Origin of the sequence: Prescottella defluvii (genome assembly GCF_000738775.1) — a bacterium.
Lineage (GTDB): Bacteria > Actinomycetota > Actinomycetes > Mycobacteriales > Mycobacteriaceae > Prescottella > Prescottella defluvii.
On the sequence record NZ_JPOC01000183.1, the window covers coordinates 1 to 378 of the forward strand.

Sequence of the window (378 nt, forward strand, 5' to 3'; positions counted from 1 at the left end):
CTTGCCGGGTCCGGCCTCGGCGGCGACCGCGCCGAACCAGCCGGTGCCGAGGACGTCGGACGCGGTCAGGAGGCTGGGGATCAGGTCGGCGTCGGGCATTCCCGGGGTCGCGACCAGGGTGCCGTCGGCGAGGGGGATGCGCGCGAACTGCGCCTGGGTGCCGATCGCGCCCATCGGGGCCGGCCCCCGGACATCCTCTATGCCCCGATAGGGCCACAGGTCCGATCCGCACACGCACGTCGCAGCGGTCCGGATGACAGCGTCGGTGGGGGCGAGGACGACGGGGTCGGGCCGGTCCTCGACCCGGATGTCGCCGGGGGCGTAAATGACGGCTCCACGCATGAGCGGATCCTTTCGAGCGACGGTCTGCTCGTGATC

Annotated in this window: 1 pseudogene; it reads right to left on the reverse strand. The window is 72.8% G+C overall.

Going from position 1 to position 378, the window contains the following annotated elements:
* Positions 1 to 342 (reverse strand): annotated as a pseudogene (locus IJ15_RS0124365) (IMP dehydrogenase); the annotation flags it as partial.
* Positions 343 to 378 lie beyond the last annotated feature (36 nt).